Origin of the sequence: Streptomyces sp. NPDC007991 (assembly GCF_042958445.1) — a bacterium.
GTDB lineage: Bacteria > Actinomycetota > Actinomycetes > Streptomycetales > Streptomycetaceae > Streptomyces.
Genome location: NZ_JBIBJD010000002.1, coordinates 799,920 through 826,876, shown reverse-complemented (window position 1 = coordinate 826,876; position 26,957 = coordinate 799,920). Strand labels below are relative to the sequence as shown.

Sequence of the window (26,957 nt, the reverse complement as noted above, 5' to 3'; positions counted from 1 at the left end):
CCGGCCAACTGCATGGTTGGACCCGTTTTCACTCGCTGCGGCTCGGGCGGGGAACGTGCGGGTTGTGTATGTGTCAGGTACTGTGGGAGCGCTCCCACCAGTGATGTGTTGAAGGTTCGCCGGTCGGGGCGGGGGTGTCAAGGGACCGGACAGCGAGAGATGCGTTCAGTTATCGGGCTGTTAACTGGACCCGGGCCGCGGTCCCTTGTGGTCTCGGACGGCGACTTCTAGCCAGCCGGACCGGCCCGCGGGCACAAGCGGAAGGCCGGGGGCGGCGCGCCCCGGTAGCGGTCACTACAGCTGACGAGCCTGTTAAATTCCAGGCCAGCCGCAGAGTGCGGGTGTGGACGGGAAGGCGGAGCCCATGGCAAGCCACGGAGCGCGGGGCCGAAGTGGTGGCCGGCCCACCCTCGAAGAGGTGGCGGCGCGCGCCGGTGTCGGCCGCGGCACGGTGTCCCGGGTGATCAACGGCTCGCCCCGGGTCAGCGACGCGACCCGCGCGGCCGTGGAGGCGGCGGTCGCCGAGCTCGGCTACGTTCCCAACACCGCGGCCCGCGCCCTGGCCGCCAACCGCACGGACGCGATCGCCCTGGTCGTGCCCGAGCCGGAGACCAGGTTCTTCGCGGAGCCGTACTTCTCGGACATGCTGAAGGGCGTCGGGGCGGCGTTGTCCGACACGGAGATGCAGCTGCTGCTCATCTTCGCGGGCAGCGACAAGGAACGCCGCCGTCTCGCCCAGTACCTGGCCGCCCACCGGGTGGACGGCGTCCTGCTGGTCTCGGTCCACGCGGACGATCCGCTGCCCGACCTGCTGTCCCAGCTGGACATCCCGGCGGTGATCAGCGGCCCGCGCTCGGCGCGGGAGACACTGGCGTCGGTCGACTCGGACAACTACGGCGGCGCCCGCCAGGCCGTCGAGCACCTGCTGTCCCGCGGCCACCGCCGGGTGGCCCACATCACCGGCCGCCTCGACGTCTACGGTGCCCAGCGCCGCGTCGACGGCTACCGCGACGCGCTGAGCGACGCGGGCCACGAGGCGGACGAGGCGCTGATCGAGCCGGGCGACTTCACGGAGGAGGGCGGCAGCCGTGCCATGGCGGCCCTGCTGGAGCGCCGGCCCGACCTGGACGCGGTCTTCGCCGCCTCCGACGTCACCGCGGCCGGCGCCCGCCACGCGCTGCGCGAGGCGGGGCGCCGCATCCCCGACGACGTGGCGCTCGTCGGCTACGACGACTCCGCCATCGCCCGCCACATGGAACCGCCCCTCACCAGCGTCCGCCAGCCCATCGAGGAGATGGGCCGCCGGATGATCGACCTCCTCCTCACGGAGGTCGCCGACCGCCGCCCACTGGCGTCCCGGGGACTGGACCGACGGCAGGTGGTCCTGGCGACGGAACTGGTGCCCCGGTCGTCGTCGTGACGCCGCATCCCCTCCTGGACGTCACCGAGGTCGCGCGGACCGAGCCGTATCTGCGCACGGTGGGCGAGGTGTTCCGGGCCTTCCGCGACCAGGACTCGGGCTGTGTGTCGTACGGGGTTCGGCTCGCCGACGGGGAGTGCTGGTTCGTGAAGGAGGCGACGACCGACGCCGCCCGGCAGTCGCTGCACCGCGCCTGGGCCTTCCACCGGGCAGTACGGCACCCCGTCATCGTCCCCCAACTGCACCGGTTCGCCACGGGCAGCGGGCGCACGGCGGTGGTGATGCCCTGGCGTCACGGGGAGCCGTTGTACTCGCCCGCGCCGCTACGGCACGCCGGACCCCTGGCCCGCTTCCAAGACCTCCCCGCCCCGCGGATCCTGCACGCCATCGACCACCTCCTGGACGCCCACCTGGCGGTGGAGGCAGCCGGCTTCGTCGCCGTCGACCTCTACGACGGCGCGTTCCTCTACGACTTCGACGCCGGCGCACTCCATCTGATCGACCTGGACGAGTACCGCCCGGGCCCGTTCGTCCTCCAGGCGGACCGCCTGCCGGGCTCACGGCGCTTCATGGCCCCGGAGGAATGGCAGCGCGGTGCGACGATCGACACCCGCACCACCGTGCACGCCCTGGGCCGGGCCGTCCGCATCCTGCTGGACACGGCCGGCGAGGAGCCCGCCTGGCGCGGCACGGCGGCTCAACTGGCGCTCGTGGAACGGGCCACGCACCCGGACCCGGCCGAACGCTTCACGACGGTGGCGGAGCTGACGGCGGCGTGGCGGTGCTCGGCGCACACAGGCCCGGGTACCGCCGCATGACCTCCCTCCCGTCCGGCACGAACGTCCACCGCAAGAACGCCTCGTGAAGTTCCCGCTCCCCGAGCCAGCCGTGCCAGGCGATCTCGCCCGGGTCGGGAGCCAGGGGCCCGGCGACGATTGCCTCGTGCACGCCCAGCCAGTACGGGCTGATCGCCCCTCGGCACAGGAACGTGAACACAGGCCGCACCCGCACCCGGACCCCCAGCTCCTCGGCCAGCTCCCGCGCCGCGGCCTCCTCGTACGACTCCCCGACCTCGACGCCCCCGCCGAACAGCCAGTCGTAATGACCCGGGAACCGGGACACGTGCTCCGGCCTGCGATACACCAGCACACGTCCCCGCGGATCACGGCAGACGGTGGTCGCGACCCGGTGCAGCCAACCGTTCCGGATCGCCTCGTCCCGGTCGGCCACCCCGATCACCCGGTCCTGCTCGTCGACCCGCTCCACCAGCTCACCCATGGCGTCACGATTGCACGGAGGGACCGTCAGACCCTCGCCACCACCGGCCGCCGCACCAGGTAGACGCCCGCCGTCGACACCAGCACCGCCATACACGCGATGAACACCAGGCCCGCGCCCTCCAGGCCGATCCGGTCCGCCAGGAGGCCGACGCCGATCACCGGGACCGAGATGCCCGCGTAGGCGACCACGAACAGCGCCGAGATCACCGCCGCGCGCTGGTGCTCGGGAGCTGCCCCGGCCACCCCCGACAGCGCGCCGCGGAACGCCAGGCCCTGCCCGGTGCCGCCGACGAGTGCGCTCAGGACCACCAGGGACATCAGCTCCCACCGCAGCGCACCGGCGAGCAGCGCCAGCCCGGCGAGGAGTCCGGCGCAGCCCAGCGGGAGGGAGCGCCGCACCCCGACCCCGCCGACCGCCAGTTGCCCGGCCGTCGACGCGAAGAAGGCCAGGGCGACGACGAGCCCGCTCACGGCGTGGTTGTCCACATGCAGGGACTCGGCGAGGAAGGCCGGGCTGACCGAGGTGAACACCCCGAAGAGGGCGAACCCCGCGAACGAGGCGATCGACGCGGGGGCGAACACGGCCCGTACCTGCGGGGACAGCGCGGGGCGCTGCGGCCGTACGGTGCGCAGTGGCGTGCGCTCCCGTACGGTCTCCGCGAGCCGCAGCAGGACGGCGGCCGAGCAGGCCAGCAGCACCAGGTGCGTGACGAACGGCAGATACAGCGGCCAGCCGGCGTACTGCGCGAGCACCCCGGACAGCAGCGGCCCGCAGCCCAGTCCGCCCATGTTGGCGGCCGTCGCCACGAACGTGGCCCGGGAGGCGCCGCCGTGAGGCGCGAGCTCCATCACGTATGCCGTGGCGGCCCCCGTGAACAGACCGGCCGACAGTCCCGACAGCAGCCGCCCCGCGTACAGCCAGCCCAGCCCGCCGGCACACAGGAAACAGACGGCGCTCGCGGCCGCGAGGCCCAGGCCGCACAGCAGCACCGGGCGTCTGCCCACGCAGTCCGAGGCGTTGCCGACCAGCAGCAGAACCCCGATGACCCCGAAGGCGTACACGGCGTACACCACGGTCACCGTCAGCTCGGAGAACCCGAACTTGCCCTGGTAGAGGGGATAGAGGGGAGTCGGCAGCGTGGTACCGGCCATGCACACGGCGAACACCGCCCCGCCGAGCACACACGCACGCCACCCTCGGCACTCACCGTCCATGCCGCCGACCGTAACCCCGGCGGCTGCCCGGCCCTGGACCGGCGCGCAAAGGACATCAGCCGGCGACGGCGGCAGGGGATCGCCTCGCATGAAGGCGGCCAGGAACCGGATCCCGCCTCGGCCTGTATGACCACGGCGGACACGAAAGAGGCCGGTGACCTGATTACTACAGGTCACCGGCCTCTTTGGTGAGGGTGAGTGACGGGACTCGAACCCGCGGCATCCTGGACCACAACCAGGTGCTCTACCAGCTGAGCTACACCCACCATGACCGGCTTGGAGATCAGTGATGTCCCCGACCGGCCGAGAAAAAGTGTACAGGGTCCGAAGGGGTGCTCGCGCCCGGCTTTCGCGGCGCTCCTCCCCGGGCCCCCGGCACGGCTACTGCGCGGGCAGTACGTGCTTCGCGGCGATCTTCTTCGCCGTGTCCGAGTCGGGCCCGGGCTGCGGGACGAACACGGCCTCGCGGTAGTAGCGCAGCTCCGCGATGGACTCGCGGATGTCGGCGAGCGCGCGGTGGTTGCCGTTCTTCTGCGGGCTGTTGAAGTACGCCCGCGGGTACCACCGGCGGGCCAGCTCCTTGATCGACGACACGTCGACGATCCGGTAGTGCAGGTAGTCCTCCAGCGTCGGCATGTCACGCAGCAGGAAGCCGCGGTCCGTACCGACGGAGTTGCCGCACAGCGGGGCCTTGCCCGGCTCCTTGACGAACTCCCTGACGTACGTCAGGACCTGCTCCTCGGCGTCCTTCAGCGTCGTGCCGTCCGGCAGCTCGGCGAGCAGCCCGGACGAGGTGTGCATCTGACGCACCACCTCCGGCATCGTCTCCAGCGCCCGGTCCGGCGGCCGGATGACGATGTCCACGCCTTCGCCGAGCACGTTCAGCTCGGAGTCGGTGACGAGGGCGGCCACCTCGATGAGCGCGTCGTCCGACAGCGAGAGGCCGGTCATCTCGCAGTCGATCCACACCATGCGATCGTTCATGTGTCTAACCTTACGGTGAGCCGCCCCGGGCTGAACCCGGCCGTGCCGTGACCTTGTGGCCGCCGGGCGCGCCCGCCCCGCGAAACGGCACCGGGCCCGCACGGAGGGTCACTCCCCGCGGGCCCGGTCACCGGCTCACGTCACCTCACGTCCCGCTGCGCTGCCCCGGCAGACTCGCCCGGCTCGGCACGTACGCCTCCCGCCCGTTGTCCGGCGCGGCCGACGCCGACGCGGACAGGGCCGGGGACGATCCGACCGCGCTCGCCGCCGCCGTACGGCGGGACTGGAGCGGGACCGGGTGCTCCGGATGCAGCGAGGCGGGCGGCTGGCCGGGATGCCCCGGGTGCCCGGACATGCCGGGCCCCGGACCGCCCGGGGCGGCCTCGGTGTCCTGCGGCCGCTCGCCCTGCGGGCGCCGGGCGCGGTAGGCCGCCCGGTACGCGGCCGGCGACGAGCCCAGCTGGCGGCGGAAGTGCCCGCGCAGGGCGACCGGCGACCGGAAGCCGCAGCGCCCCGCCACCTCGTCCACCGAGTAGTCCGACGTCTCCAGCAGACGCTGCGCCTGGAGCACCCGCTGCGTGATCAGCCACTGCAGCGGCGCGCTCCCGGTCAGCGAGCGGAAGCGGCGGTCGAACGTACGACGGCTCATGTACGCGCGTGCCGCCAGCGTCTCCACGTCGAACTGTTCGTGGAGGTGCTCCAGCGCCCAGGCGACGACCTCGGCGAGCGGGTCGGCGCCGATCTCCTCCGGTAAAGACCTGTCGAGATAGCGCTCCTGGCCGCCGCTTCGGCGCGGGGGCACGACGAGACGCCGGGCCAGGGCCCCTGCCGCCTCGTTGCCGTGGTCCGTGCGCACGATGTGCAGGCACAGGTCGATGCCCGCGGCGGTGCCTGCCGACGTCAGCACGTCGCCGTCGTCGACGAACAGCTCCCGCGGATCGACGTGCACCGACGGATAGCGTTTCGCCAGCGTCGGCGCGTACATCCAGTGTGTCGTCGCGGGCCGGCCGTCCAGCAGGCCCGCCGCCGCCAGGACGAAGGCGCCGGTGCACAGCCCGACGATGCGGGCGCCCTCCTCGTGTGCCCGGCGCAGCGCGTCGAGCGCCTCGTCCGGTGGCGGAGAAGTGATCGAACGCCAGGCCGGTACGACGACCGTACCCGCGCGTGAGATCGCTTCCAGGCCATGCGGCGCGGTGAGTTCCAGGCCCCCTGTGGTCCGCAGTGGGCCGTCCTCGCCGCCGCACACCAGCAGGCGGTAGCGCGGTACGCCGGCGTCCTGGCGGTCGATCCCGAACACCGACAAAGGTATGGAACTCTCGAAGATGGGGCCGCCGCTGAACAGCAGCACCGCGACGATCTCCTTGCGACGTCGCCCGGAAAGCTTCCGGGCCGCGGCTTCCGGCGCGGCAGTGGAGTCGTGGCTCATACTGCTAAGCCCCCCTCGGTGGTCGCGGCTCCTCGGTTGTGTCGCTCCTGCACGTTTCCCCTCGGTCCTGCACGAGTCCCCCGCCGTAGACAGTCAAGATCGAATCTACTGTGTCCCGTCGCGCCGCAGTGGCCGGTTCGGCACTCGGCACATTGTCGACTTGGCAACTTGGCGTGAAGCATTCGATCACGAAGCGTTGCACTCGTGGGGCGTGCAGGGAAGTGCGCCTTGTCGCAGTGGCCAATCCGCGTAGGGTGCGCGACACCCCGAAGGCCCTTTCCGTGCAGGTCGAACGGGGGTTGGGGGGTGCTCGGGGAGGGTGTTGTGCGGGTGCGAGAAGTTGGCTGAAAAGCAGCGTGCGTGTGCGCGGAAACCGGTCAGCCGACCGGTGTATCCCCGCCAGTGTGCCGTCCACCGCGGTGCGACCCCGTTCCGGTGCGGTGGTGCCGCCCCCGGTGGGGTGCCCGGTCCTCGGCCGCCAGCCGGGCCGCGCCCCGCTCGGACTGCCGCAGCAGGACCCGGCACGCGCCCGTGACGGCCGCGAGCCCGAGAGCCGTGCCGGCGGCGCCGGCCAGGGAGGCGCCGTACGCGAGGAGCACGAGGGGGACGAGCAGGCAGCTGAAGGCAGCCCAGCGAACCACGTCCGTCGCGGTGTCCCGCGGCGGCGGGGCCGCGCGGTCCGCCTCGGCGGCGGGGCGGGGTCCGGGCATGCGTGCTCCCTGTGGCGTGACTCACGGGGTTCAACGCGCGGCAGGTGAGCAGGTCACTGTGTGACCCGACCACCCCCACAGGTAAGTGAACCCTGTGCAAACCGCCTGTACAGCGCAGCAACCATTGCGTTACGGGCGCCGCCTCGTGCATGCTCCCTGGATCCCGCACGCACGGCGGGCGGGATCTGGGCTAAGGAGGCGTGCCGCCGTACCCTTGGGGGTATGGGGTTGGGAAGACCATTCCCGGACACAGCTCCGCCGCACACTGTTGTCCCTCCCATAAAGGATCACAACGCCGAGACAGCCATGGCCGGTCACGAATTCTTCGAACCCGCGGACCGCAAGCGGCCCGTCGCCGACCCCACGGCGGCCGAGCCCCTGGCGGCTGAAGAGTCACGCCACTCCTGCGATCCCGCCTTCAAGCACGGCGTCGTCGTCGGCTTCGACGGCTCCACGTCCAGTGAGCGCGCCCTGGCGTACGCGATCGGCATGGCCCATCGCTCCGGGTCGGGCCTGATCATCGTCCATGTCGCCAACCGGCTGCCGACCACGGTGTGGGCCGGCTGCGAGCCGCCGGTGTTCGTGGATGTGCCGGACCACCGGACCGAGGTGCTCGGTCTTGAGCTGGCCTGTGCGGACTACCTCGCCGAGGTGCCCTGGATCCTGGTCGAGCGCGGCGGCGACATCTGCCACGAACTCGAAGAGGTCGGCCGGGAGTACGAGGCCGACGCGATCGTCGTCGGGTCGACCCACGGCCTCGTCGGGCGGATCTTCGGTTCGGTCGCCGGGCGGCTCGCCAAGCGGGCGCAGCGGCCCGTCATCGTCATTCCCTGAGCATTCCCGGGCATTGCCTGAGCGCCAACGCGGCAGGGCTGTTCCTGCTGTTGTTCGATTGGCGCACTGGCCCACAGTGGTTCCGCGACGCGCTGCGGGCCGGGGAGTGACGGCCACCGGCTAGGGAGTCGGGCGGCTTCCCGGCGATGAAAACGGACCCCCCGCGCTGGTTGGCAGCGCGTGGGGTCCGTCCGCTTTGTGTGGCCCCGCGCCCCTGAAAAGAAGGCCCCTACTCCACCGTCACCGACTTGGCGAGGTTCCTCGGCTTGTCGATGTCGCGGCCGAGGGCCAAGGCCGTGTGGTAGGCGAGGAGTTGGAGGGGGATGCCCAGCAGGATGGGGTCGAGTTCGTCCTCGTTCTTCGGGACGACGATGGTTTCGTCGGCCTTCTCCTGGTGCTGGTGGGCCACCGCGAGGATCTTGCCGCTGCGGGCCTTGATCTCCTCCATGGCCGCGCGGTTCTTCTCCAGGAGATCGTCGTCGGGGACGATCGCGACGGTGGGGAGGGCCGGCTCGATCAGGGCCAGGGGGCCGTGCTTGAGCTCGGAGGCGGGGTAGGCCTCGGCGTGGATGTAGGAGACCTCCTTGAGCTTCAGGGAGGCCTCGCGGGCCACCGGGTAGCCCCGCACCCGGCCGATGAAGAGCATCGAGCGGGCCTCGGCGAACTGCAGGGCCAGCTTCCTGACGTCGTCCTCGTGCTCCATGATCTCGGCGATCTGGGCGGGCAGCTTGCGCAGGCCCTCGATGATCCGCTTGCCGTCGCGGACCGAGAGGTCGCGGGTGCGGCCCAGGTGGAGGGCGAGGAGCGCGAAGGCGACCGTGGTGTTCGTGAAGCACTTCGTGGAGACGACGCAGACCTCCGGGCCCGCGTGGACGTAGATGCCGCCGTCGGCCTCGCGGGCGATCGCGGAGCCGACCACGTTCACCACGCCCAGGACCCGCGCGCCCTTGCGCTTGAGCTCCTGCACGGCGGCGAGGACGTCGTAGGTCTCGCCGGACTGGGAGACGGCGATGTAGAGGGTGTCGGGGTCGACGACCGCGTTGCGGTAGCGGAACTCCGAGGCCGGCTCGGCGTCGGCGGGGATGCGGGCCAGCTCCTCGATCATCTGGGCGCCGATCATGCCCGCGTGGTACGAGGTGCCGCAGCCGAGGATCTTCACGCGGCGGATGCGGCGGGCCTCGCGGGCGTCGAGGTTGAGGCCGCCCAGGTGCACGGTGGAGAAGCGGTCGTCGATGCGGCCGCGCAGCACGCGGTCCACGGCCTCGGCCTGCTCGTGGATCTCCTTGTGCATGTAGGTGTCGTGGCCGCCCATGTCGTAGGAGGCCGCCTCCCACTCCACGGTGGTGGGCTCCGCGGTGGTGCGGGTGCCCTCCGTCGTGTAGGTGCGGAAGTCGTCGGCCTTCAGGGTGGCCATCTCGCCGTCGTCCAGCGTGACGACCTGGCGGGTGTGGGCGACCAGGGCGGCTATGTCGGAGGCGACGAACATCTCCTTCTCGCCGATGCCGAGGACGACCGGGGAGCCGTTGCGGGCGACGACGATCCGGTCGGGGAAGTCGGCGTGCAGTACGGCGATGCCGTAGGTGCCCTCGATGAGCCGGAGGGTCTCGCGGACCTTGTCCTCCAGCTTCGTCGCCTGCGAGCGGGCGATGAGGTGGGTGAGGACCTCGGTGTCGGTCTCGGAGAGGAACTCGACGCCGTCCGCCTCCAGCTTGCGGCGCAGGTCGGCGGCGTTGTCGATGATGCCGTTGTGGACGACGGCGACCTTGCCCTCGGCGTCGAGGTGCGGGTGGGCGTTGACGTCGGAGGGGGCGCCGTGGGTGGCCCAGCGGGTGTGGGCGATGCCGGTCGTTCCCTTGAAGCGGGCCGGGACCCTGGCCTCCAGATCGCGGACGCGGCCCTTGGCCTTGACCATCTTCAGGCCGGAGGCCTTCGGGGACGTGATGACGACGCCCGCGGAGTCGTACCCGCGGTACTCCAGGCGCTGGAGGCCCTCAAGGAGGAGGGGAGCGACGTCACGCTTCCCGATGTAACCGACGATGCCGCACATATATACGCGTTCCTAGCCGTAGACGATGCGCCGCAGCTGCCGGAGCGAGAGCTCCGGCGGTGCCACCGCGCGATATTTGAGATCCGCCTCGATCCGCTCGAAGATCGCCGCGTTCACCAGGCCCTGGGCCTGGAGCTCGCGGTGGCGGCGACGGACGTACTCCTCGGTCGTCTCGTCGAAGTAGGCGAGCACGTCCTGGATCACGCGCAGCGCCTCGCCCCGGCTGAGGGGCGTGGACCGCGTCAGATGATCAACGAGTTCGTCGTGCACCCGGTAGATCCTGAGGCACTCGCGGCTCTTACGCAAGAATTCTGCCCGGTTTCGGGCAGCGGGCGGTGGGGATCCCTTGGGGGAACGTTGAACCTGTCATGAGCGCCTGTTCGTGAGGCGTCCACCGGGCGGCCGGTGTCCCGTTGCCCGAGGCGTCGATTTTTGGACGCCATGGACATTCCTCGTATGGGCGTACCCGAGCGGCTCGCCGAGCGCATGAGCATGGCCGAGCAGCACGAGTACCTGCGCGCCAGATTCTCCCGGCGCACGATGATCAGAGGCGGTGCCGTCACGCTCGGCGCCGTCACCGGTGGCGCGTTCGTACCGGGCGCCACCGCCCAGGCAGCCGTGCCGAGCGGACGGACGGGCACCGAGACCGTCGACGGCGCCCATGTGGCCCCCTTCGGCCGCCACCTCGCCTACGGCACCGACCCGCGCACCGAGATGAGCGTCTCCTGGCAGGTGCCGGTCGCCGTCAAGAAGCCGTTCATCCGGATCGGCGCCCACCCCACGGACCTCTCCCGGAAGATCGACGCCGAGGTCCGCACCCTCTTCACGCCCGCCGGGGTCGGCGCGAGCGGCAACCACACCCAGTACTACGTCCACGCCAGGCTGACCCACCTGCGCCCGGGCCGGACGTACTACTACGGCGTCGGCCACCAGGGCTTCGACCCGGCCGAACCCCACCTGCTGGGCACCCTCGGCACCTTCACCACCGCCCCCGCGCACAAGACGCCGTTCACCTTCACGGCCTTCGGCGACGAGGGCGTCAGCTATCACGCGCTCGCCAACAACAGCCTCCTCCTCGGCCAGAACCCGGCCTTCCACCTGCACGCCGGCGACATCGCGTACGGCGACCCGGCCGGCCAGGGCCGGACCGACGACACCGGCTTCGACTCGCGCGTGTGGGACCAGTTCCTCGCCCAGACCGAGTCCGTCGCCAAGTCCGTGCCCTGGATGCCCGCCTACGGCAACCACGACATGGAGGCCTGGTACTCGCCGGGCGGCTACGGCGGCGAGGAGGCCCGCTGGACCCTCCCGGACAACGGCCCCGACAAGAAGAACCTCCCGGGCGTCTACTCCTTCGCCTACGGCAACACGGCCGTCATCTCGCTCGACGCCAACGACATCTCCTTCGAGATCCCGGCCAACCTCGGCATCTCGGGCGGCACCCAGACCACATGGCTGGAAGCCCAGCTGAAGAAGTACCGGGCCGCGCCCGACATCGACTTCGTCGTCGTGTTCTTCCACCACTGCGCCTACTGCACCTCCACCTCCCACGCCTCCGAAGGCGGGGTCCGGCAGGAGTGGGTGCCGCTGTTCGAGAAGTACACCGTGGACCTGGTCATCAACGGCCACAACCACCAGTACGAGCGCACCGACGTCATCAAGGGCGACAAGGTCACCAGGAAGCTCCCGATCGGCGGCACGGCCTACCCCGAGACCGACGGCGTGGTGTACGTGACGGCCGGCGCGGCGGGCCGCAGCCTCTACGCGTTCAGCGCCCCGCTGTCGTACGAGGGCAACGAGCACGACGTGGACTCCGTGTCCTCGTTCGTCAACGTCAAGGGCGGCAAGCAGAACGAGACCGTCACCTGGTCGCGGGTGCGCTACCTCGACTACTCCTTCCTGCGCGTGGACGTCACGCCCGCGCCGAAGGGACGCCTGGCCACGCTGACGGTGCGCGGCATCGCCGAGACCGGTGACCAGGTGGACCACTTCACGGTGGCGCGCCGGGCGAAGTAGCGCCCGCACGTAGCGTCCCAGGGATGTTCCGGGGGGCTACATCCGGTTGAGGATCGCCTGCTTGGCCAGGGCGAACTCGTCGTCCGTCAGGACGCCCGTGCGGTGCAGGTCACCGAGTTCGCGCAGGCGGCGCAGCAGGGCGTCGTGATCGTCCTCGGCGGACGCGACCGGGGGAGAGGGCAGTTCCGGTCGCGCGTCCGGTACGTCGGCGGCGGCCCGGGCCGGGTGCGGAAGCCTGGCCTGGACCGCCGCCGCGACCAGCGCCATCAGCGGGTCCTTCCGGAAGCCCCACAGCTCCACGGCGTTGGGGTCGTACTTGGGCGGGGCCTTGGTGGGCGTGTTGCGCACGGTGAAGCGGAGGTAGCCGTTCTCCAGGCCGGCGGCCGGGTGCCACTCCACACCCGTGATGTCGGTGAGCAGGAGCGTGCGGGCACCGGCGGCGGCCTTGGCGTCCTCCGCCTTCCAGTTCCACTCCAGGCGTATGCGCTCGCCGTCGAAGCCGGCGGTACCGTCCCCGGCGGAGACCGACAGGGGGACGGAGGGGCCCGGCAGCAGGTATGTGTCGACCGGGTCGGCGGGCACCTGGTCGAGGAGCAGGGCGCCCCGGACCTCGTCCGTGAAGTACTCGGCGACGCCGTAGCGGTCGGACTCGACGATCAGCTGGTACGGGTCGTGGGGCTCGGTGAGCCGGCCGCCCGTGGCGTGCAACAGGGGGTCGGCGCCTTCGCGCAGACGGAGCCTGAGCCGCCCGGCCTTCTTGCCCTGCTCGAAGGAGATCCCGGCCAACGCCCCCAGCGGGACGACCAGTTCACCCAGCTCCCTGCGCAGCAGACTGACGCTCCTGTCCCGCCCCGGGGTCAGCCGCAGGGCGTCGCCGTCGAAGGCCCATGTGCCGTCCTTCTGGATGATTTCCGCCATGGGGTGGATTGTTCCACCGGTTCCGCGAGAGAGTGGTCCAGACCTCTTGGGGCTTCATGGCTCATGGAAGGGACACGCTTGTGAGAGACGGCCGTGCGCGACCGTGCCGCAGAACGCTTCGCCTTCTCGGTTCCCTGCTGCTGGTCGGGACGGGCCTCTCCATGACAGGGGCCGTCCCCGCGCAGGCGACAGCGCCCACCCCGCTCGACCGGGTGATCCCCGCGCCCGCCTCGGTCGCCCCGGGCGGTTCCCCCTACCGGATCACCCGCGGCACGCACATCCACGTCGACGGCTCGCCGGAGGCGCGGGGCGTCGCCGAGTACCTCGCGGCCCTCCTGCGGCCCTCGACCGGCTACCGCCTCCCCGTCACCGACCACGGCGCCGGGGGCATCCGGCTGCGCCTCGCCCAGGGCCCCTTCGGCGCCGAGGGCTACCGCCTCGACAGCGGCCGGGGTGGCGTCACCATCACCGCGGCCCGGCCCGCCGGTCTCTTCCACGGCGTCCAGACGCTGCGCCATCTCCTCCCCGCGGCCGTCGAGAAGGACACCGTCCAGCCCGGCCCCTGGCTGATCGCCGGCGGCACCGTCCAGGACCGTCCGCGCTACGGCTGGCGCGGCGCCATGCTCGACGTCTCCCGGCACTTCTTCACCGTCGACCAGGTCAAGCGCTTCATCGACCAGCTCGCCCTCTACAAGATCAACAAGCTGCATCTTCACCTCAGCGACGACCAGGGCTGGCGCATCGCCATCGACTCCTGGCCGCGCCTCGCGACGTACGGCGGCTCCACGGAGGTCGGCGGCGGTCCCGGCGGCCACTACACCAAGGCCCAGTACAAGGAGATCGTGCGGTACGCCGCCTCCCGCTACCTGGAGGTCGTCCCCGAGATCGACATGCCGGGCCACACCAACGCGGCCCTAGCCTCCTACGCCGGCTTGAACTGCGACGGCGTCGCACCCCCGCTGTACACCGGCACCGAGGTCGGCTTCAGCTCGCTGTGCGTCGGCGAGGAGAGCACGTACGACTTCGTGGAGGACGTGGTCCGGGAACTCGCGGCGCTCACGCCGGGGCGTTATCTGCACATCGGGGGCGACGAGGCGGACTCCACCAGCCATGAGGACTACGTCAAGTTCATGGACCGGGTGCAGCCGGTCGTCGCGGAGTACGGCAAGACGGTCGTCGGCTGGCATCAGCTGACCGGTGCGACACCTGCGACCGGGGCGCTCGTCCAGTACTGGGGGCTCGACAGCACCAGTGCGGAGGAGAAGGCGCGGGTGGTGAAGGCCGCGCAGGAGGGGACGGGGCTGATTCTGTCTCCGGCCGACCGTGTGTATCTCGACATGAAGTACACGCGGGACACGCCGCTGGGATTGTCCTGGGCAGGGTACGTCGAGGTGCGGCGGTCCTACGACTGGGATCCGGGGGCTTATCTGCCGGGGGTGCCGGAGGGGGCTGTGCGGGGGGTGGAGGCGCCGTTGTGGACGGAGACGATCGAGGACTCCGGGCAGGTTGAGTACATGGCGTTTCCGCGGTTGCCGGGGGTTGCGGAAGTGGGGTGGTCGGCGGCCGGCTCGCGGGACTGGGAGCGGTACAAGGTGCGGTTGGCTGCGCAGGCTGAGCGGTGGAAGGCCCTGGGGGTGGAGTGGTATCGGTCGCCGCAGGTGCCGTGGGGGGCGGCTGGGCGGTGATTCGACTGCGGGCCGGTGGGGGCTTGTCGCGCAGTTCCCCGCGCCCCTAAGACATGCGCAGTTCCCCGCGCCCATGAAAGGACGGGCACCCCGGAGGACCGTGCTCCGGGGTGCCCGTCTGCTGTGGGGGTCAGAACTCTGCGATCGGGTTCTTCAGGGTGCCGGCCAGCTGGAGGGCGCCGGACGGGTCCGAGAGGTCGACCATCTGTGCGTTGTTGCGCAGTTGGAGGCGGTTGAGGCAGGACAGGGCGAACTCGGGGGCGAACATGTCGTACTGCTTGAACTTGCCGGCGAGGCCGGGCATCGAGTCCTGGTAGGCGCGGGTGACCTCCGCGACCGTGCGCCAGAAGCCGTCCTCCTCCAGGATGCCCTCGGAGGCGAGGTTCGCCGCCAGGAAGCGGAAGAAGCAGTCGAAGACGTCCGTGAAGACCGACAGGAGCTTCTTGTCCTCCGGGACCTCCACGCGCAGCCGCTCCACCGCCGGCGGCAGGACCGCGTCCGGGTCCATGACGGCGATCTCCTCGGCGATGTCCTTGAAGATCGCGCGCTGTACGACCCCGTCCTTCAGCACGAGGATGACGTTCTCGCCGTGCGGCATGAAGACCAGGTCGTAGGCGTAGAAGCTGTGCAGGAGGGGCGTGAAGTAGGCCTGGAGGTAGCGGCGCAGCCACTCGGCGGGGGTGAGGCCCGACTGCTCGATCAGCGCGCCCGCGACCGACGCGCCCTCGTGGTCGACATGGACCAGGGACGCCATGGTGGCCAGGGACTCGCCGTCCTTCAGGGACGGCACCGGGCTCTCCCGCCACAGCGCGGCGAGCATCTTGCGGTACGGCGAGTAGCGGTCCGTCGCCCGCTCGTACTCCAGGTGCCGGTAGCCGACGGCGGCGCGCTCCCGGATGATCGACAGGCCGGTCGACTTCAGGACCGGGTCCTCGTCGATGAGTTGGGCCAGCCAGTCGTTGATCGCGGGCGTGGCCTCCATGTAGGCGGCCGACAGCCCGCGCATGAAGCCCATGTTGATGACGGACAGAGCCGTCTTCACATAGTGCTTCTCGGGGCTGGACTTGTTGAAGAACGTCCGGATGGACTGCTGGGCCAGGTACTCGTCGTCGCCCTCGCCGAGGCACACGAGGTGCCCCCGGGCCACCTCGGCCGCGAAGGTGACGGTGAGTTTGTTCCACCACTGCCAGGGGTGGACGGGGACGAGGAGGTAGTCGGCCGGGTCCAGGTCCTTCTCGCGCAGGACGCCGTGGAAGCGGTCGACGGTCTGCGCGCCCAGCTCCTCGCGCAGGAACGACTCGTACTCGACGCCGACCCCGGCCGTGAACGCGGCGCGTGAGCGGTGGGCCGCGAGCCAGACGAGCCGGACCGGGCTCGCCGTCTCCGGCGCGTACGACAGGTACTCGTGGACGCCGAAGCCGAGCCGGCCGTTGTTGGCCACGAAGCAGGGGTGGCCCTCGGTCATGCCGGTCTCGATGGCCTGGAAGTCGCCGCGCGCGAGCTCGGCGGCCGTGGTCCGCGGCTTGGTGAGCTTGTAGCAGGTGCCCGAGAGGGTGGAGGAGATCTCCTCCAGGTAGACGGGCAGGATGTCGTCGCTCAGTCCGAGGGACTTCTGCATCTCGATGAAGAAGTCCAGGGCGGCGAGGGGGAGTTCGGTACCGTCCCGGTGCCGGGTGATCGACTCGGCGTCGACCTGCCAGTGGTCGAGGGCGCGGCGCGTGGCCGTGAAGCTGTACCGGGTCTGGCCGTCGTCGCTGCGGACGACGTAACCGTCCCCGTCCTGCTCGGGGGTGATCAGGCGCTCGTGCGCGAACTCGGCGAGTGCCTTGCGGAGCAGGAGGCGGTTGGCCCGCGCCCAGCGGTGGGGGGACAGATGCGCTACGGCGTCGGACAGGGTCATACGGCTACTCCTCGGGCGGCCACGAACTGTTCTCGCGTGCAGAAACTCAGCAGCGCGCGCTTCTCCGGCTTGTCGATCTCGCGCGCGGGCACGAAGCCGACGGCCTCGTTGAGCGCGTGCACGGCCTTGTTGCTCACGTCGGGCTCCACCACGACACGGCGGGTGCGCGGGTCGGCGAACAGCTCGTCCATCACGGCCGTGATCACGGCCCGGGTGAAGCCGTGGATCGGGCGGTCGGTCGGCGCGACCAGGAAGTGCATGCCGACGTCGCCGGGCTCCGGGTCGTACAGTCCGGTCAGCTCGACGTACCGGGGGTCGTACTTCTCCATCAGGAACGCCGGCCGGCCCTTGTGCAGGCCGAGGTAGGCGTCGTGGTGCTCGTGCGCCGCGATGCGCATGTACTCGCGCTCGACGTCCTGGAGTTTCGCGTCCCGCATCATCCAGTAGGCCGCCTTGGGGTGGGTGACCCAGGAGTGCAGGAGCTCGGCGTCCTTCAGGGGGTCGAGCGGGCGGATGGCGAAGGTGCCGATGCCGGTGGTGGCGCTCATACCGCGAACTCCTGGAAGGCGATCGTCTTCTCGACCGGGTAGTACTCGGTGCCGAGCAGCTCGCGGATGATGTACGCGTTCCGGTACGGGCCCATGCCGAGGTCGGGGCTGGTGATGCTGTGGGTGTGGACGCCGGCGTTCTGGAGGAAGATGCCCCGGCCGGTGACGTCGATGGCGTAGTTGCGGGCGACGTCGAAGTTGCCCCGGGAGTCGTAGACCAGTCGGTCGCGCACGGGCGTGAGGAACTCCGGCTCGGCGTACCGGTAGCCCGTGGCCAGGACCAGGCCCTCGGAGGTCAGCTCGAAGTCCTTGCCCTGCTCCTCCTGGCGGAAGCCGAGCGTGTACGTGCCGTTCTCGTACGCCGCGCTGGTCAGGGAGGAGTTGGTGAGCAGCCGCGTGGGCACGGGACCGCCGAGGTTCTTCTGGTAGAGCAGGTCGAAGATCTCGTTGATCAGGTCGCCGTCGATGCCCTTGAACAGGCCCTTCTGCTCGGCCGTGAGGCGGTAGCGGGTGTCCTCGGGCAGCTCGCGGAAGTAGTCGGCGTACTCCGGTGACGTCATCTCCAGCGTGAGCTTGGTGTACTCCAGCGGGAAGAAACGCGGGGAGCGGGTGACCCAGTTGAGCCGGTAGCCGTGGACGTCGATCTCGCCGAGCAGGTCGTAGTAGATCTCGGCGGCCGACTGGCCCGAGCCGACGAGCGTGATCGAGTCCTTCTGCTGGAGCTCCGCCTTGTGGCTCAGGTAGCGGGAGTTGTGGATGAAGTCGCCGCCCAGGCTCCGGCAGGCCTCGGGGATGTGGGGCGGGGTGCCCGTGCCGAGGACGAGGTGACGGGCGCGGAAGACGTCTCCGGCTTCCGTGTGCACGACGTAGAGGTCGTCCTCGTACCGGACTTCCGTCACCGTCGTGCCGAAGCGGATGGTGCTCAGCCGGTTCGCGGCCCAGCGGCAGTAGTCGTCGTACTCGACGCGCAGCGGGTAGAAGTTCTCGCGGATGTAGAACGAGTACAGCCGGCCCTTCTCCTTCAGGTAGTTCAGGAAGGAGTACGGGGACGTGGGGTCGGCGAGGGTGACCAGGTCCGACATGAACGGGGTCTGGAGATGGGCGCCGTCGAGGAACATCCCCGCGTGCCACTCGAAGTCGGGCTTCGACTCCAGGAAGACCCCGTCGAGTTCGTCGATCGGTTCGGTGAGGCAGGCCAGCCCGAGGTTGAAGGGGCCGAGCCCGATGCCCACGAAGTCATGGATTCTGTTCGGGTTCTCAGGACGCGCGGTCAAGGGACTCTCCCAGGTACTGCTCGGCGTGGCCGGCGATCAGATCGAGGACGGCGGCGATGTCGGACGCCTGCGTCTCGGGGTTGAGCAGGGTGAACTTCAGGTAGTGGCGGGCGCCGACCTTGGTGCCCGCGACGATGGCGTCGCCGGAGGCGAACAGGGCCTTGCGGGCGTGGAGGTTGGCGCGGTCGATCTCGGCGGGGTCGGTGACGGACGCCGGGATGTAGCGGAAGACCAGGGTGGACAGGCTCGGCTCGACGACGACGTCGAAGCGCGGGTCGGCGGCGAGCAGCTTCCAGCCCTCCCGGGCCAGCTCGCACACCTCGTCGAAGAGCTGCCCGATGCCGTCGGCGCCCATGGTCCTCAGCGTCATCCAGAGCTTGAGGGCGTCGAAGCGGCGGGTGGTCTGCAGGGACTTGTCCACCTGGTTGGGGATACGTTCCTGCACCATGCGGCGCGGGTTCAGGTAGTCGGCGTGGTAGGTGGCGTGCCGGAGCGTGGCGGCGTCGCGGACCAGTACGGCGGACGAACTCACCGGCTGGAAGAAGGCCTTGTGGTAGTCCACGGTGACGGAGTCGGCGCGCTCGATGCCGCTCAGCCGGTCCCGGTGCTTCAGGGAGGCGAGCAGGCCGCAGCCGTAGGCGGCGTCGACGTGCATCCAGGTGGCGAACTGCTCGCACAGCTCGGCGATCTCGGGCAGCGGGTCGATCGAGCCGAAGTCGGTGGTGCCGGCGGTGGCGACGACGGCCATGGGGACGAGGCCGTCCTGCGTGCAGCGCTCCAGCTCGCGGGCGAGGGCGACGGTCCGCATGCGCTTGTCGTGGTCGACGGGTACGGAGACCACGGAGTCCTGGCCCAGGCCCAGCAGCTTCGCGGACTTCTGCACGCTGAAGTGGCTGACCTCGGAGGCGAAGACGCGCAGTTTCGCGAGGGAGTCCGTCTTGCTCTCCTCGCGGGCCAGCAGCAGCGCCTGGAGGTTGGACTGGGTACCGCCGGAGGTGAACACGCCGTCGGCTGCGGGGCCGAGGCCGATGCGCTCGGTCGTCCAGTCGATCAGTTTGCGCTCGATGAGGGTGCCGCCGGCCGACTGGTCCCAGGTGTCCAGGGAGGAGTTCACGGCGGACAGCACGGCCTCGCCGAGCACGGCCGGGATGACGACCGGGCAGTTGAGGTGGGCCAGGTAGCGGGGGTGGTGGAAGTAGACCGCGTCCCGGAGGTAGACGTCCTCCAGTTCGTCGAGCACCGCGGTGGTGTCGTGCAGCGGCTTGTCGAGGTCGATCGCGTCGATGGCGGGAGCGAGGGCGTCGACGGTGATGCCGGTGAACGGCCGTTCGGTGGTGGCGATTCTGGCGGCCACCCGCTCGACTCCGTCGGTCACGGAGCGGCGGTACTGCTCCGCGGTGGTGTCGTTGAGCAGGTGCGAGCGCATGTGGGGGTCCTCCGGTGGGGACAGTCCGGTGCGGGACAGGGCGGGCTGCCTCGCGAGTTACTTAGGTAAGCCTAACCTAAGTGACAGTCAGAGCCGAGGGCGGGCGGTGGGCTACCCCTCGGCCCGCAACTGCTCCTCGCTCACGCCGCGACGCCAGTAGCCGACGAACGTCACCCGGCGGCGGTCGATCCCTCGCTCGCGCACGAAGTGCCGGCGCAGCTCCTTCACACAGCCGGACTCGCCGGCGATCCAGACGTACGGCCGCTCGGCCGGGGGCAGTTGCGCCTCGCGGAGGGCGTCGAGGACCATGGCGGAGCCCTCGTGGCCCTTCTCCTCGCGCACGAGCCAGGTGATCTCGGCGTCCGCCTCGGTCGCCAGGTCCTGGATGTCCCCGGCGTGCGGCACCTCCAGCCAGACCCGGGCGCGGGTGCCGGCCGGCAGCGACTCGACGATGGCCGAGGCGGCGGGTACGGCGGTCTCGTCGCCCCAGACGACCACGAGGTCGGTGTCCTCGGGCGGCCGGAAGCGGATCGCCCGGTTGTCGGCGACGGCCGGCCCGAGCAGCAGCACCCGGTCTCCGGCGGCGGCCCCGGCGGCCCAGCGGGAGGCGGGGCCGGCCTGGACCCGGGCGCCAGGCTCGATGCCGTGCAGGGCGAAGTCGATGTCGATCTCGTCCGGGTCGCGGCGCAGCTCCCGCAGGGTGTACGACCGCATCACGGCCCGTACGTCGTCCGGCAGTTCACGCCAGCCCTGCCACCACCCGTCCCCGAGCTCCAGCGGCACGACCGGCTCGGGCTGCCCGGGGTGGGGCAGGAACAGCGACAGCGACTGGTCACGCCCGCCGGAATGAAAGGCGTGCAGATCGGGCCCGCCGAAGGTGACACGGACCAGGGACGGACCGAGCCGCCTCGTCCGCACGACCTGAAGCGAGAAGAAACGGAACGGAGCGGCTACGGCGGTGGTCATGAGGGCTCCTGAGTCATGGTCAGGGGGTTGGGCGACTTACCGAGGGGTGCGGGGCGAGGCGCTACGGGGCGGTGTCGATCGCGGCTCCGCCGCGTGGGCGCCACAGGCCACAACGGACCCGCACGCGCCAACACAACTCGACGCCCCACCCACAGGCTGCGCTAGGCGACCTTCTTGGCCGTCTCGATGGCCTTCGCCAGGTCCTCCACCAACGGCACGCACTTGTCGTACGACAGAATCGGCTCGGCCGAACGCGAGATGACCTGCCCGGCCTTCACCGCCGGCAGCTTCTTCCACGTCGCCTCGGTGATGTTCGCCGGCTGGATCGCCGAGGACCGGTCGTCCATCATGATGACGTCGGCCGCGTACTTGTCGACGTTCTCCCAGCTCAGGCTCTCGAACCAGCCGCCGCCCTTCGCCTTGGCCTTCTCCGGCGGCTCGACGAAGTTCACGCCGAGGGCCTTGAAGTACTCCAGGTCGACGGAGAGGTTGGTGCCGGAGACGTAGAAGAGCTCCTGGCTCGCGGAGCCGGCCATCACCTTGATGTCGGGGTGTGCCTTGGCGGCCTTGCGCAGCCGCTCGGAGGCCTCCTCGAACCGCTTCTTCGCGTCGGTGACCTTCGCGGCCTTCATGTCGCCGCCGAGGGACTCGGCCAGCTCCCACATGCGCTGGAGCGGGGCGGTGAGCTGACGGTCGTAGACGGAGATGCCGACGCTCGGGGCGAGTTTGGCGATCTTGTCCTTGGAGGACTCGGGGACGTACCAGAGGGTGCCGGCGGAGTCGAACATGGTGCTGATCAGCACGTCGGGGGCGAGGGCGGCGTACTTCTCGACGTTGAACTGGTCCCAGGAGTTGCCGAGGATGGTCACCTTGCTGATGTCCATGTCGCCGGCCTGGACGTCGGGCTTGCCGTCCTGCGTTCTGGTGGGACCGAAGACGCCCTTGACGGAGACGCCGTAGTCGTACAGGGCGGCGGCGACGCCGGTGAAGGCGACGATGTTCGCGGGGACGTGGTCGAGCTGCACGTTCTTGCCGCGGTCGTCCTTGAAGGACCACGGGCCGGACTTGGCGGACGCCTTCGAGTCCGAGCCGCCGTCCGTCGAGTCCTCACTGCCGCACGCGGTCACGAGCGCACCGAGTCCGAGGGCGCCGCCGGCGGCGAGGATGCCGCGGCGGGAGAGGCGGGCGGTTCTGGCGTTCGACATCGCTGGGTCTGCTTTCGTACGTACGGAGCCACTGCGGGCACGGCTGACAGCCAGTTGGCTGGAATCGAGCTTAGGTTAGCCTAACCTCAAGATGTGTCCAGGGGGCCCTGGTAGCTGTGCCCGTGGGGTGCGGTGGGGATGCGCGACGAGACGGTGATCCGGATCACGGCGGCAGCGCCCAGCGCTCACGTGACGCGCGTTCTGCGTCGCTCGTGTGTCGCTCGCGAGTCTGACGTGAAGATTCGGTGTGGCAGGCGCTGCGGCCGACTGATACGTTCCAGGCGACCATCGAACCGAACACCGGTTCCCCATGCGCGCTTTCACGGGGGAATGCTGCGCCATGTCCTGCGCTGTCCTGCGTGTCACCTTGCCGGCCCAACAGCGTGGCCGGTCGGGCCTCTAGGGCCCTAACCCCCGCTGCTTTCCCCGGGACCCCACGCGCGCGGGGTCCCGCTCGATCCAGCCCCGGAAGGGACACCATCATGAGGAAGCTTCTGTCCACCGCCGTCGCGGGCGGCGCCGCCGCCCTCGCACTTGCCGCCCTGGCCGCGGCACCGGCCTCGGCCGCCACCGCCGACTCGCAGTTCGACGTGGTCTTCCCCGGCCAGAAACCGCAGACCACCTACTACGTTCAGAACACCGGGACCGTGTCCGGCAACATGACCGGCAAGTCCGTCATGAGCTGGCAGATCCTCGACGACCAGGTCGTCGACAACTCCAAGCGGTTCACCAGCTTCAAGATAACGACGCGGATCGAGGAGCGTCTGACCAAGACCAGCGAGGACCACGTCGTCACGTCGAAGACGTGTGACCTGACCAAGCTGGTCAACGACAACTACACGTGGTTCCAGGTGGAGCCCGTGAACACCTGCGTCGCGCCGTCCGCGGTGTACGACGGCGAGGTGTGGTGGTCGACGGACGCGACGATCGTCTACGACATCGAAGGTGACGGCAAGGGCGCCATCACTCAGGAAACCCTCGGTTCGCCTCTGAGCCACGGCTGATGCGTGGGGGCCCGCACCATCGCTGGAGCGGGCCTCCGCCGTAGGTCAGCCCACCAACCCCAACTCCCGTGCGATCAGCATCCGCTGGACCTCGCTCGTGCCCTCGCCGATTTCCAGGATCTTGGAGTCGCGCCACATGCGGGCGACCGGGTACTCGTTCATGAAGCCGTAGCCGCCGTGGATCTGGGTGGCTTCGCGGGCGTTGTCCACGGCGATGGTGGAGGAGTGGAGCTTGGCCAGGGCCGCTTCCTTCTTGAAGGGGGCGCCGGTCACCAGGCGGGCTGCCGCGTCGCGCCAGGCGAGGCGGGCCGTGTGGGCCTTCATCTCCATGTCGGCGATCTTGAACTGGATCGCCTGGTTGGCGGCGATCGGCTTGCCGAAGGCGTGGCGTTCCTTGGCGTACTTGACCGACTCGTCCACGCAGCCCTGCGCCAGGCCCGTCGCCAGGGCCGCGATGGCGATGCGGCCCTCGTCGAGGATGCGGAGGAACTGGGCGTAGCCGCGGCCCTCCTCGCCCAGGAGGTTCGCCGCCGGGACCCGCACGTCCGAGAAGGACAGCTCGCGGGTGTCCGAGGCGTTCCAGCCGACCTTCGAGTACGGGGCCGCGATCGTGAAGCCCGGGGTTCCGGACGGGACGATGATGGAGGAGATCTGCGGCTTGCCCTCCGGGGTGCGGCCGGTGACCGCCGTGACGGTCACCAGGCCCGTGATGTCCGTGCCCGAGTTGGTGATGAAGCACTTGGTGCCGTTGATCACCCACTCGTTCGTCGAGGGGTCCAGGCGGGCCGTCGTGCGGGTCGCGCCCGCGTCGCTGCCGCCGTCCGGTTCCGTCAGGCCGAACGCGCCCAGGAGTTCGCCGGAGCACAGGCGGGGGAGCCATTGCTGTTTCTGGGCCTGGGTGCCATAGCGGAAGATCGGCATCGCGCCGAGCGAGACGCCCGCTTCCAGCGTGATGGCCACCGAGGAGTCGACCCGCGCCAGTTCCTCCAGCGCCACGCCCAGGGCTAGGTAGTCGCCGCCCATCCCGCCGTACTCCTCGGGGAACGGCAGCCCGAACAGGCCCATGCGGCCCATCTCCCGGACGATCTCGTACGGGAAGTCGTGCCGCTCGTAGAAGTCGCCGATCTTCGGCGCCACGACCTCGTGCGCGAACTCCTCGACTGTGCGGCGGAGTTCCTCCAGCTCGGGGGAGAGGCGGTAGTCCATGGTGATCACTGCTCCTCGGTGTCCTCGTGGGACAGGGCTCGGACGGTGCGGGACGGGCTGGGTCGGCCCAGACGGTCGGCCATCCACGTGCTCGTGGCGACGAGGCGGCCGAGGTCGATTCCGGTGTCGATGCCGAGGCCCCGCAGCATCCACACGAGGTCTTCGGTGGCCAGGTTGCCGGTCGCCGACTTGGCGTACGGGCAGCCGCCCAGGCCGCCCGCGGAGGCGTCGACCGTCGTGACGCCCTGCTGGAGGGCCGCGAGCGTGTTGGCGAGGGCCTGGCCGTAGGTGTCGTGGAAGTGGACGCCGAGGGCGGACGGCGGGATTCCCGCTTCGTCGAGGGCCGCGAGGAGCGCGACCACATGGCCCGGGGTCGCCACGCCGATCGTGTCACCCAGGCTCAGTTCGTCGCAGCCCATGTCCAGGAGCGCCTTGCAGACCCGGACCACCTGGGGGACCGGGACCGCGCCTTCCCAGGGGTCGCCGAAGCACATGGAGAGGTAGCCGCGGACATGGACATCCTGGGCCTTCGCCCGGCTCACCACCGGCTCGAACATCGCCAGTGCCTCGTCCACCGTGCGGTTGAGGTTGGCCTTGGCGAAGGACTCCGTGGCGCTGGCGAAGACCGCCACCCGCCGGGCGCCGAGCGTCAGGGCGCGGTCCAGGCCCCTTTCGTTCGGGACGAGGACCGGGAGCGCCACCGGGAGGTCGCCGACCAGGGGGTAGAGCTCTTCCGCGTCCGCCAGTTGGGGGACCCACTTGGGGTGGACGAAGCTCGTCGCCTCGATCGTCGTCAGGCCCGCTTCGGCCAGGCGGCGGATGAACTCCGCCTTGATCCGCGTCGGGACTGTCGCCTTCTCGTTCTGAAGGCCGTCGCGTGCGCCCACCTCGTGGATGCGGACGCGGGTGGGCAGGTCCGTGGTCGGGACCACCATCGGGAGACCGTCGACTGTCATTCCTCCGCCTCCTCCTGCGCCTCCTCGTGCGGTGCGATGACCGCCAGCACCTGGTCCATGGCGACCGTCGAACCCGGGGTCACGTCCAGTTCGGTGACCTTGCCGGCGTGCGGGGCCGAGATGACGTGCTCCATCTTCATCGCCTCCACCACCAGCAGGCTCTGGCCCGCGGTCACCTCGTCGCCGACGGCGACCTTCACCACTGTCACCGTGCCCGGCATGGGCGCGGTCAGCGAGTCGGCGCCCGCGTGGGCCGCGCGGCTGAGGGAGGCGGCCACCGGGTCGTGGTCGCGTACGTGCCAGGCGTCGCCTTCGCGGCCGAGCCAGTCGGCGGCGCGGTGGAAGGTGTGCCGGACGCCGTCCAGCGTGACGGAGACCCGGTCGTCGGTGACCGTGGCGGTGCCGCGCGGGGTGTACTCCACCGGGTCCTGCACCCGCAGGTGGAAGACGGGCGGCTTCCGGGCCCCGCCGAGCCGCCAGCCGCTCGGGACCGAGAAGGGGTCCGTCCAGCCGCCGGGCTCGGGCCGGAGCGCCTCCAGACGCAGGGCGGCTGCCGCCTCGTAGACCTCCTCGGGTACGGCCGTGGAGAGCAGGCCCTGCACCTCCCGCTCGACCAGGCCGGTGTCCAGGTCGCCGGTGACCACCGCCGGGTGGGCGAGCAGCCGGCGCAGGAAGCCGGCGTTGGTCTGCACCCCGAGCGTGACCGTCTCCGCCAGGGCCGAACGGAGCTTGCGCAGGGCGGTCGCGCGGTCGGGGCCGTACGCGATGACCTTGGAGAGCATCGGGTCGTAGAGGCTGCCGACCTCCGTGCCCTCCGTGAGGCCTGAGTCGGTGCGGATGCCGTCGCCCTGCGGTTCGCTCAGCTTCAGGACCGTGCCGCCGGAGGGGAGGAAGCCGCGCGCCGGGTCCTCGGCGCAGATACGGGCCTCCACCGCGTGGCCCGTCAGCCGTACGTCCTCCTGGGTGAAGCCGAGGGGCTCCCCGGCCGCCACTCGCAACTGCCACTCGACCAGGTCCAGGCCGGTGACCAGCTCTGTGACCGGGTGCTCCACCTGGAGGCGGGTGTTCATCTCCATGAAGTAGTACGACGACGGGTCGACGCCGGGGACGATGAACTCCACCGTGCCCGCGCCCCGGTAGCCGCAGGAGCGGGCCGCCTGGACCGCCGCCTCGCCCATCGCGGAGCGCGTCCGCTCGTCGAGGAGCACGCTCGGCGCCTCCTCGATGATCTTCTGGTGGCGGCGTTGCAGGGAGCACTCGCGCTCCCCGAGGTGGACGACGTTTCCATGGCCGTCGGCCAGGACCTGGATCTCGATGTGGCGGGGGCGGTCGATCCAGCGCTCCACCAGGAGCGTGTCGTCGCCGAAGGAGGCGCGGGCCTCGCGGCGGGCCGCGGCGATCTCCTCCTCCAGCCGGGTGAGGTCCCGCACCAGGCGCATGCCCTTGCCGCCGCCGCCCGCGCTCGGCTTCAGCAGCACGGGCGCGCCCAGCTCGCGGGCCGCCTCGGCCAGGCCCGGGTCGCGTCCGCCGGGGACCACCGGCACTCCGGCCGCCTGGACCGTCTCCTTGGCGCGGATCTTGTCGCCCATGAGAGCGATCGCGTCCGCCGGAGGGCCGATGAAGACCAGGCCGGCCTCGGCGCAGGCGCGCGCGAAGGCGGCGTTCTCGGCGAGGAAGCCGTAGCCCGGGTGGACGGCCTGCGCGCCCGTGCGGGCCGCGGCCTGAAGCAGGCGCTCCACCGACAGGTAGCTCTCGGACGCCGGGGCCGGGCCGATCCGCACCGCGGTGTCCGCCTCGCGGACATGCCGGGCGTCGGCGTCCGCGTCGGAGAAGACGGCCACCGAGCGCACGCCCAGCGACCGCAGCGTACGGATCACCCGTACGGCGATCTCGCCCCGGTTGGCCACCAGCACTGTCTCGAACATCGTCGTCCGTCC

General features: G+C 70.6%; 23 protein-coding genes and 1 tRNA gene. 6 read left to right on the top strand and 18 right to left on the bottom strand.

Features of this window, described 5'->3' with window-relative positions:
- Window positions 1-364 precede the first annotated feature (364 nt).
- A complete protein-coding gene (locus ACFZDA_RS07790; RefSeq protein ID WP_391076465.1) occupies window positions 365-1,420 on the top strand; it encodes a substrate-binding domain-containing protein in 1,056 nt (351 codons plus the stop codon).
- Entirely contained in the window at window positions 1,417-2,238 is an 822-nt protein-coding gene (locus tag ACFZDA_RS07785) for a serine/threonine protein kinase (RefSeq protein ID WP_391076461.1), read from the top strand. The genes ACFZDA_RS07790 and ACFZDA_RS07785 overlap by 4 nt, the downstream gene beginning before the upstream one ends.
- On the opposite strand, the gene ACFZDA_RS07780 is transcribed toward ACFZDA_RS07785, so the two are convergent.
- The 6 genes from ACFZDA_RS07780 to ACFZDA_RS07755 all read right to left on the bottom strand — a co-directional run bounded on the left by ACFZDA_RS07780 (window position 2,168) and on the right by ACFZDA_RS07755 (window position 7,035).
- Entirely contained in the window at window positions 2,168-2,698 is a 531-nt protein-coding gene (locus tag ACFZDA_RS07780; RefSeq protein WP_391076458.1) for an NUDIX domain-containing protein, read from the bottom strand. The genes ACFZDA_RS07785 and ACFZDA_RS07780 overlap by 71 nt on opposite strands.
- A gap of 26 nt (window positions 2,699-2,724) precedes the next feature.
- Entirely contained in the window at window positions 2,725-3,915 is a 1,191-nt protein-coding gene (locus ACFZDA_RS07775; RefSeq protein ID WP_391076455.1) for an MFS transporter, read from the bottom strand.
- A gap of 193 nt (window positions 3,916-4,108) precedes the next feature.
- Window positions 4,109-4,181: transfer RNA gene (locus ACFZDA_RS07770), tRNA-His, on the bottom strand.
- 115 nt (window positions 4,182-4,296) lie between these two features.
- Complete coding sequence (orn, locus tag ACFZDA_RS07765; RefSeq protein WP_391076452.1) at window positions 4,297-4,899, bottom strand: oligoribonuclease; 603 nt, start codon at window positions 4,897-4,899, stop codon at window positions 4,297-4,299.
- A gap of 145 nt (window positions 4,900-5,044) precedes the next feature.
- Window positions 5,045-6,325, bottom strand: coding sequence for a helix-turn-helix domain-containing protein (locus tag ACFZDA_RS07760; RefSeq protein WP_391076449.1), 1,281 nt, complete (start codon window positions 6,323-6,325; stop codon window positions 5,045-5,047).
- Between the two features lie 377 nt (window positions 6,326-6,702).
- A complete protein-coding gene (locus ACFZDA_RS07755) occupies window positions 6,703-7,035 on the bottom strand; it encodes a hypothetical protein (RefSeq protein ID WP_391076446.1) in 333 nt (110 codons plus the stop codon).
- Between the two features lie 306 nt (window positions 7,036-7,341).
- Between ACFZDA_RS07755 and ACFZDA_RS07750 the strand changes: the two genes are divergently transcribed.
- Complete coding sequence (locus tag ACFZDA_RS07750; RefSeq protein WP_391076443.1) at window positions 7,342-7,869, top strand: universal stress protein; 528 nt, start codon at window positions 7,342-7,344, stop codon at window positions 7,867-7,869.
- A gap of 229 nt (window positions 7,870-8,098) precedes the next feature.
- Here the strand turns inward: ACFZDA_RS07750 and glmS are convergent, their stop codons facing one another.
- Both glmS and ACFZDA_RS07740 read right to left on the bottom strand, forming a co-directional pair.
- A complete protein-coding gene (glmS, locus tag ACFZDA_RS07745) occupies window positions 8,099-9,916 on the bottom strand; it encodes a glutamine--fructose-6-phosphate transaminase (isomerizing) (RefSeq protein ID WP_391076440.1) in 1,818 nt (605 codons plus the stop codon).
- A 12-nt stretch (window positions 9,917-9,928) separates the two neighbouring features.
- Window positions 9,929-10,186: a hypothetical protein gene (locus tag ACFZDA_RS07740; protein WP_031114246.1), complete on the bottom strand. Its 258-nt coding sequence runs from the start codon at window positions 10,184-10,186 to the stop codon at window positions 9,929-9,931.
- Between the two features lie 186 nt (window positions 10,187-10,372).
- Here ACFZDA_RS07740 and ACFZDA_RS07735 point away from each other — a divergent pair, with 186 nt between their 5' ends.
- Window positions 10,373-11,932 carry a fibronectin type III domain-containing protein gene (locus ACFZDA_RS07735; protein ID WP_391076810.1) on the top strand — a complete coding sequence of 520 codons (1,560 nt, stop codon included), beginning with the start codon at window positions 10,373-10,375 and terminating at the stop codon, window positions 11,930-11,932.
- 36 nt (window positions 11,933-11,968) lie between these two features.
- Here the strand turns inward: ACFZDA_RS07735 and ACFZDA_RS07730 are convergent, their stop codons facing one another.
- Window positions 11,969-12,850 carry a DUF4429 domain-containing protein gene (locus ACFZDA_RS07730; protein WP_391076437.1) on the bottom strand — a complete coding sequence of 294 codons (882 nt, stop codon included), beginning with the start codon at window positions 12,848-12,850 and terminating at the stop codon, window positions 11,969-11,971.
- Between the two features lie 56 nt (window positions 12,851-12,906).
- Between ACFZDA_RS07730 and ACFZDA_RS07725 the strand changes: the two genes are divergently transcribed.
- On the top strand, window positions 12,907-14,535 hold the full coding sequence (locus ACFZDA_RS07725; protein WP_391076435.1) for a family 20 glycosylhydrolase: 1,629 nt from the start codon (window positions 12,907-12,909) through the stop codon (window positions 14,533-14,535).
- Between the two features lie 130 nt (window positions 14,536-14,665).
- Here ACFZDA_RS07725 and ACFZDA_RS07720 read toward each other — a convergent pair whose 3' ends face one another.
- The 6 genes from ACFZDA_RS07720 to ACFZDA_RS07695 all read right to left on the bottom strand — a co-directional run bounded on the left by ACFZDA_RS07720 (window position 14,666) and on the right by ACFZDA_RS07695 (window position 21,854).
- A complete protein-coding gene (locus ACFZDA_RS07720) occupies window positions 14,666-16,435 on the bottom strand; it encodes an IucA/IucC family protein (protein WP_391076432.1) in 1,770 nt (589 codons plus the stop codon).
- Complete coding sequence (locus ACFZDA_RS07715; protein ID WP_391076429.1) at window positions 16,432-16,983, bottom strand: GNAT family N-acetyltransferase; 552 nt, start codon at window positions 16,981-16,983, stop codon at window positions 16,432-16,434. Before ACFZDA_RS07715 ends, ACFZDA_RS07720 begins: the two co-directional genes overlap by 4 nt.
- On the bottom strand, window positions 16,980-18,257 hold the full coding sequence (locus ACFZDA_RS07710; protein ID WP_391076426.1) for a SidA/IucD/PvdA family monooxygenase: 1,278 nt from the start codon (window positions 18,255-18,257) through the stop codon (window positions 16,980-16,982). The genes ACFZDA_RS07715 and ACFZDA_RS07710 overlap by 4 nt, the downstream gene beginning before the upstream one ends.
- On the bottom strand, window positions 18,241-19,683 hold the full coding sequence (desA, locus tag ACFZDA_RS07705) for a lysine decarboxylase DesA (protein ID WP_391076423.1): 1,443 nt from the start codon (window positions 19,681-19,683) through the stop codon (window positions 18,241-18,243). Before desA ends, ACFZDA_RS07710 begins: the two co-directional genes overlap by 17 nt.
- A gap of 111 nt (window positions 19,684-19,794) precedes the next feature.
- Entirely contained in the window at window positions 19,795-20,649 is an 855-nt protein-coding gene (locus ACFZDA_RS07700; protein ID WP_391076421.1) for an SIP domain-containing protein, read from the bottom strand.
- 161 nt (window positions 20,650-20,810) lie between these two features.
- Window positions 20,811-21,854: an ABC transporter substrate-binding protein gene (locus tag ACFZDA_RS07695; RefSeq protein ID WP_391076418.1), complete on the bottom strand. Its 1,044-nt coding sequence runs from the start codon at window positions 21,852-21,854 to the stop codon at window positions 20,811-20,813.
- Between the two features lie 482 nt (window positions 21,855-22,336).
- Here ACFZDA_RS07695 and ACFZDA_RS07690 point away from each other — a divergent pair, with 482 nt between their 5' ends.
- Window positions 22,337-22,858, top strand: a complete 522-nt coding sequence (locus ACFZDA_RS07690) for a hypothetical protein (protein WP_391076415.1) — start codon at window positions 22,337-22,339, stop codon at window positions 22,856-22,858.
- 45 nt (window positions 22,859-22,903) lie between these two features.
- Here the strand turns inward: ACFZDA_RS07690 and ACFZDA_RS07685 are convergent, their stop codons facing one another.
- From ACFZDA_RS07685 to ACFZDA_RS07675, 3 genes are read right to left on the bottom strand one after another with little or no spacing between them, the layout of a single operon-like run.
- Complete coding sequence (locus ACFZDA_RS07685) at window positions 22,904-24,064, bottom strand: acyl-CoA dehydrogenase family protein (RefSeq protein WP_391076412.1); 1,161 nt, start codon at window positions 24,062-24,064, stop codon at window positions 22,904-22,906.
- Between the two features lie 5 nt (window positions 24,065-24,069).
- Window positions 24,070-25,020: a hydroxymethylglutaryl-CoA lyase gene (locus tag ACFZDA_RS07680; RefSeq protein ID WP_391076409.1), complete on the bottom strand. Its 951-nt coding sequence runs from the start codon at window positions 25,018-25,020 to the stop codon at window positions 24,070-24,072.
- Window positions 25,017-26,945 (bottom strand): biotin carboxylase N-terminal domain-containing protein, encoded by a 1,929-nt coding sequence (locus tag ACFZDA_RS07675; protein WP_391076406.1) that lies wholly within the window; start codon window positions 26,943-26,945, stop codon window positions 25,017-25,019. Before ACFZDA_RS07675 ends, ACFZDA_RS07680 begins: the two co-directional genes overlap by 4 nt.
- Window positions 26,946-26,957: the final 12 nt, after the last annotated feature.

Bases quoted from the DNA above. Each gene is read 5' to 3' on its own strand.
- ACFZDA_RS07790 (WP_391076465.1), top strand. From the start codon at position 365: ATGGCAAGCCACGGAGCGCGGGGCCGAAGTGGTGGCCGGCCCACCCTC.
- ACFZDA_RS07780 (WP_391076458.1), bottom strand. From the start codon at position 2,698: ATGGGTGAGCTGGTGGAGCGGGTCGACGAGCAGGACCGGGTGATCGGG.
- ACFZDA_RS07775 (WP_391076455.1), bottom strand. From the start codon at position 3,915: ATGGACGGTGAGTGCCGAGGGTGGCGTGCGTGTGTGCTCGGCGGGGCG.
- orn (WP_391076452.1), bottom strand. From the start codon at position 4,899: ATGAACGATCGCATGGTGTGGATCGACTGCGAGATGACCGGCCTCTCG.
- ACFZDA_RS07760 (WP_391076449.1), bottom strand. From the start codon at position 6,325: ATGAGCCACGACTCCACTGCCGCGCCGGAAGCCGCGGCCCGGAAGCTT.
- ACFZDA_RS07755 (WP_391076446.1), bottom strand. From the start codon at position 7,035: ATGCCCGGACCCCGCCCCGCCGCCGAGGCGGACCGCGCGGCCCCGCCG.
- ACFZDA_RS07750 (WP_391076443.1), top strand. From the start codon at position 7,342: ATGGCCGGTCACGAATTCTTCGAACCCGCGGACCGCAAGCGGCCCGTC.
- glmS (WP_391076440.1), bottom strand. From the start codon at position 9,916: ATGTGCGGCATCGTCGGTTACATCGGGAAGCGTGACGTCGCTCCCCTC.
- ACFZDA_RS07735 (WP_391076810.1), top strand. From the start codon at position 10,373: ATGGGCGTACCCGAGCGGCTCGCCGAGCGCATGAGCATGGCCGAGCAG.
- ACFZDA_RS07730 (WP_391076437.1), bottom strand. From the start codon at position 12,850: ATGGCGGAAATCATCCAGAAGGACGGCACATGGGCCTTCGACGGCGAC.
- ACFZDA_RS07725 (WP_391076435.1), top strand. From the start codon at position 12,907: ATGGCTCATGGAAGGGACACGCTTGTGAGAGACGGCCGTGCGCGACCG.
- ACFZDA_RS07720 (WP_391076432.1), bottom strand. From the start codon at position 16,435: ATGACCCTGTCCGACGCCGTAGCGCATCTGTCCCCCCACCGCTGGGCG.
- ACFZDA_RS07715 (WP_391076429.1), bottom strand. From the start codon at position 16,983: ATGAGCGCCACCACCGGCATCGGCACCTTCGCCATCCGCCCGCTCGAC.
- desA (WP_391076423.1), bottom strand. From the start codon at position 19,683: ATGCGCTCGCACCTGCTCAACGACACCACCGCGGAGCAGTACCGCCGC.
- ACFZDA_RS07700 (WP_391076421.1), bottom strand. From the start codon at position 20,649: ATGACCACCGCCGTAGCCGCTCCGTTCCGTTTCTTCTCGCTTCAGGTC.
- ACFZDA_RS07695 (WP_391076418.1), bottom strand. From the start codon at position 21,854: ATGTCGAACGCCAGAACCGCCCGCCTCTCCCGCCGCGGCATCCTCGCC.
- ACFZDA_RS07690 (WP_391076415.1), top strand. From the start codon at position 22,337: ATGAGGAAGCTTCTGTCCACCGCCGTCGCGGGCGGCGCCGCCGCCCTC.
- ACFZDA_RS07685 (WP_391076412.1), bottom strand. From the start codon at position 24,064: ATGGACTACCGCCTCTCCCCCGAGCTGGAGGAACTCCGCCGCACAGTC.
- ACFZDA_RS07680 (WP_391076409.1), bottom strand. From the start codon at position 25,020: ATGACAGTCGACGGTCTCCCGATGGTGGTCCCGACCACGGACCTGCCC.
- ACFZDA_RS07675 (WP_391076406.1), bottom strand. From the start codon at position 26,945: ATGTTCGAGACAGTGCTGGTGGCCAACCGGGGCGAGATCGCCGTACGG.